The sequence below is a fragment of the Lysobacter brunescens genome (genome assembly GCF_042677005.1).
GTDB classification, from domain to species: domain Bacteria; phylum Pseudomonadota; class Gammaproteobacteria; order Xanthomonadales; family Xanthomonadaceae; genus Lysobacter_I; species Lysobacter_I brunescens.
Window position 1 is genome coordinate 1 of record NZ_JBHTIF010000010.1, and the last position, 4,473, is coordinate 4,473.

A 4,473-nucleotide genomic window follows, 5' to 3' on the forward strand; every position below is an offset into this window, starting at 1 on the left:
CGCTGGCGCGGATCTGGTGCGAATTGCTGGGTCTGCCTTCGGTCGGCGCGACCGCGAACTTCTTCCAGCTCGGCGGGCACTCACTCCTGGCGACGCGCATGATCAATCGCCTGGCCGAACAGGGGCTGCGCCTTGCGCTCAGGCAGATCTTCCTGCACCCGACCATCCGCGCACTGGGCAAGGCGCTTGCCGCACAGACGGATGTCGCGACGCCTCCGCCGCTGATCGGCGGAACCACGGCGTCGGCAGGCGACACGGACCTGCGTTCGCTGGCTTCGCACGCGCAGGCGCGGCTCTGGTTCCTGGAGCAGCTCAATCCGACGCCTGGCGCCTATCACATCAATTGCCTGCTCAAGGTCGAGTCGGCGTTCGATCGCCAGGGCTTCAACGAAGCGATGTCCCGGCTCGTCGCCCGACACCCGGCCCTGCGTACCCGTTTCGAATTCGAGAACGACGAGCTGTACCAGGTGGTGCGGCCGCACTGCGTGCTGGACATCCCGTTCTTCGACCTGGCCAGGCTGCCTGCAGCCGAGGCAGGCGCGGAGCTGGCGTCGCTGTGCGACGAACAGAAGTACGGCCAGATCGACCTGGGCTGGGACAATCCCTTCAACGTCCGGGTCATCCGCACCACGCCGCAGTGCCATTACGTGTTCCTGACCTTCCACCACATCGTCTGCGACGGTTGGTCGGTCGATGTCTTCCTCGGCGAACTCGAGCAACTGTATGCCGCCCACAAGGCGCGGACGCGCATCGAGCTTCCCGCGCTCCAGGCCACTTACCAGGATTACAGCCGCTGGCAGCGCGAGTGGCTGCAAGGGGCCGAACTCGATGCGCTGCTCGGCTACTGGACAGAGCGCCTGCGCGATGCGCCGGCCGAGCACGGCGTTCCGCTGGACCGTCCGCGCCCATCGCGGCCGAGCTTCCGTGGCGGGATCCATCGCGAACGTCTCGATGCGCAGGCTACCGCCCGCCTGAAATCCCTGCTCGCCGGCAGGAACGCCTCGCTGTTCGTCGGTCTGAAGGCGCTGTTCTGCGCCCTGCTGGGCCGGTACAGCGGCGAACAGGACATCGTCATCGGCACGGCCGTCGCCAACCGCCAGCACAAGGCGCTGGAAGGCGTGTTCGGCTACTTCGCGAACACGGTGGCCCTGCGTCAGACCATGTCCGAGCGCCAGAGCCTGCACGAACTCGTGGACGATGCCCGCGACGCCTTCCTCTCGGACCATGCGCACCAGCACCTGCCGTTCGAGATGCTGGTCGACGCCATCAGGCCCGAGCGGCACGCGGCGATGAATCCGCTGTTCCAGATCATGTTCGTCCTGCAGAACGTGGATGCGACTGCCGGGGAGGGCGAGGTCGCCAGCGTCTTCGAGCCGCAGGACCAGGAGCGCGGCAACAGCCAGTTCGACATCACGCTCGCGGTGCGCGAGGAGGACGATGCGCTCGTCTTCGCCTGGCGCTATGCGACCGATCTGTTCGATGAAGGCACGATCGCAGGGATGGCCTCTTCCTTCGTCCGTCTGGTCGAAGCTGCGGTCGATGCGCCCCGGTCCAACGTGCACGCATTGCCGATCCTCGACGACGCCGAGATCGTGCGCGGGTTCGAAGCCTTCAACGACACCGACTGCACTTTCGCCGAGGCCGACGCACTCGTTCACGAACTGATCGAACGCTGGGCAGCACGCACGCCGGATGGCATCGCGGTCGTGTACGGCTCGCAGCGTCTTACCTATCGTGAGCTCAATGCCCATGCCAATGCGCTCGCCGCCAGGCTGCTCGATGCGGGTGTCGGTGCCCAGGCGCTGGTCGGCGTATTCATGGGGCCATCGATCGAGATGGTGGTCGCACTGCTGGCCGCGTTGAAGGCTGGAGCCGCTTACCTGCCGCTGGATCCGTCCTATCCCGAAGCACGTATCCGGCACATGCTGGAGGATGCAGGCACGACGCTCGTCCTCGTCCAGGACAGCACCGCAGTCCTGGCAGAAGCCCTGGTCGCGGGTGCGGATGTCTCGGTGCTGCAGGTCGAGGCCGGCCTCTCGCCGGACCTGTCGCTTTCCGATATCCCGCGTTCGCGCAACGGCGCGATGCAGGATGGACTGGCCTACGCGATCTACACCTCGGGCTCCACCGGCCTGCCGAAGGGCGTCGCACTGCACCATCGCGGCCTCGTCAACCATGTCCTCTCGCAGGGCCGGTTGTTCGGCGTGACGCCGGTCAGCCGGATGATGCAGTACGCAGCGCTCAGTTTCGACGTGGCCACATGCGAGATCTTCGTCGCGCTGTGCAACGGTGCGCAGCTTCACGTCATCGATGACGCGATGAAGAAGCAGCCCGAGGCGCTGTCGCGCCTGATCGAACGGGAGCGCCTGACCCACATGATGCTGATTCCCTCGGTGCTTGCGCTGCTGGCGCCGGAGCGGATGGCCAGCGTCGAATCGATCATCGTCGGCGGCGAAACCATCTCCACCGAGCAGGCCGACTTCTGGTCCGCGCGTCACCGGGTCTTCAATGCCTACGGCCCGTCGGAGGCGACGATCTGTGCGCTTTCGGAAGAGTACGCAGGCAAGGGCGTCGCCATCGGGCATCCGATCGACAACATGAAGGCGTATATCCTCGATGCGCACCGCATGCTGGTTCCGCGCCAGGTCCCGGGCGAACTCTACCTCGCTGGCGTCGGGCTGGCCCGCGGCTACCTGGGGCAGGCTGGACTCGAGGCATCGCGCTTCATCGAACATCGGTTCGAGAACGGGATCGCGATGCGGCTCTATCGCACGGGTGACCTCGTTCGTCGCCTGGCCGACGGTCGGATCGAATTCCTCGGACGCGTCGACAACCAGGTGAAGATCCGCGGCTATCGCATCGAGACCGAAGAAGTCGCGACCGCGATCTGCAGGGTGCCGGGCGTTCAGACCGCAGTGGTGCATGCGCAGCCGCTTGCGTCCGGCGAAAAGGTGCTCGTGGCCTACATCGTCGCGCAATCGCCGGTCGCCGAGGAGCGTTGGGGCGATGTCGTCGCCACGATCAGGCAGCAGCTCACCCGCGACCTGCCCGCGTACATGCTGCCTGCGGATTACCTGCAGCTGCCCGCGCTGCCGACGCTCGCGAACGGCAAGGTCGATCGCGGGGCGCTGCCCAGGCCGGTGATGAGCGCGGCCAGCACGCGCGGCGCTGCCGACAAGCCGGTGACCGACACCGAAGTCGCGCTTTGCGCGCTGCTGTCGGAGGTAATCGGCTGCGAAGACGTCGGTCTTTCCGACAATTTCTTCCTGCTCGGCGGGAATTCGATCCTGGCGATGAAGCTCAATGTCAGGCTGAATGCCGCATTCGGCGTGTCCCTGCCGCTGTCGGCCCTGTTCGACGCCGAAGACGTGCGCGCCCTGTCGCAGCAGATCGACAGGATGCGCCACTCCGAGGCATTCACGAAGCGTCCGCCCATCCGGCCGATCGAGGCTGCGGTGTTGCACGGCCCGCTGTCGTACGAGCAGCAGCGCATCTGGTTCCTGTCGGAAGTGGATGGCAACAAGGCTGCGTACAACGCCAGCTGGAGCCTGACCATCGATGGGGAACTGGACGTGCGTGCGCTGGAGCGTGCGCTGTCGGGCCTGATCGATCGCCATGCGGTGCTGCGCACGGTGGTGCGGATGCACGACGGCGAGCCGATGCAGGAGGTCCTGCCCGAGCCGGTGTTCGCGCTGGACTTCAACGATGTCGCCGCGCTGGCGCCGGAGGCCCAGGACGAGGCCATCGCTGCGTTGGCCCGCGACAGCGCGGCCCGGCCGTTCGACCTGGGCCGCGATCTGATGCTGCGTGCCTGCCTGGTCCGTCGCGCCGAACGCGCGCACGTGCTGGTGCTGACCCTGCACCACATCGCCTGCGATGGCTGGTCGATGGCCGTGCTCACCCGCGAACTCAACGCCCTGTACCGCGCCTGCGCGGTCGGCGCTGCGGACAGCCGGCCGGCCTTGCCGGTGCAGTATCGCGACTATGCGCACTGGCAGCGTCAGTGGCTGCAGGGCGAGGTGCTCGAAGCGGCACGCGGCTACTGGCTGTCGCGCCTGGACGGCATGCCGCAGGTGCACCAGCTGCCGCTGGACAGGCCGCGTCCCGCGCAGCCGAGCTATCGCGGTGCGATGTACCGCCAGCAGTTGCCGGCATCGCTCAGGCAGTCGCTCGAGGCGTTGTCGCAGCGGAGCCAGACGACGCTGTTCATGACCGTGCAGGCGGCGTTCGCGCTGCTGCTGGGGCGTTTCAGCGGCGAGCGCGACATCGTGATGGGAACGGCGATCGCCAACCGCGAGCAGCCGGAGGTGGCGGAGCTGATCGGCCTGTTCGCCAACACGCTGGTGCTGAGGACGCAGTGGTCGCCGGAGTGGAGCTTCGCCGAGCTGCTGGAGGCGTCGCGTCGCGACCTGCTGGCGGACTTCGCGCACCAGCACATGCCGTTCGAGCTGCTGGTGGAAGCGATCAATCCGG

1 protein-coding gene is annotated in these 4,473 nt (G+C 66.9%); it reads left to right on the forward strand.

Annotated features, from left to right (window positions below; all coding sequences use genetic code 11):
* Nucleotides 1-23: 23 nt before the first annotated feature.
* A partial coding sequence (locus ACFQ0E_RS19090) for an amino acid adenylation domain-containing protein (RefSeq protein ID WP_386826605.1) occupies nt 24-4,473 on the forward strand: 4,450 nt, incomplete at its 3' end.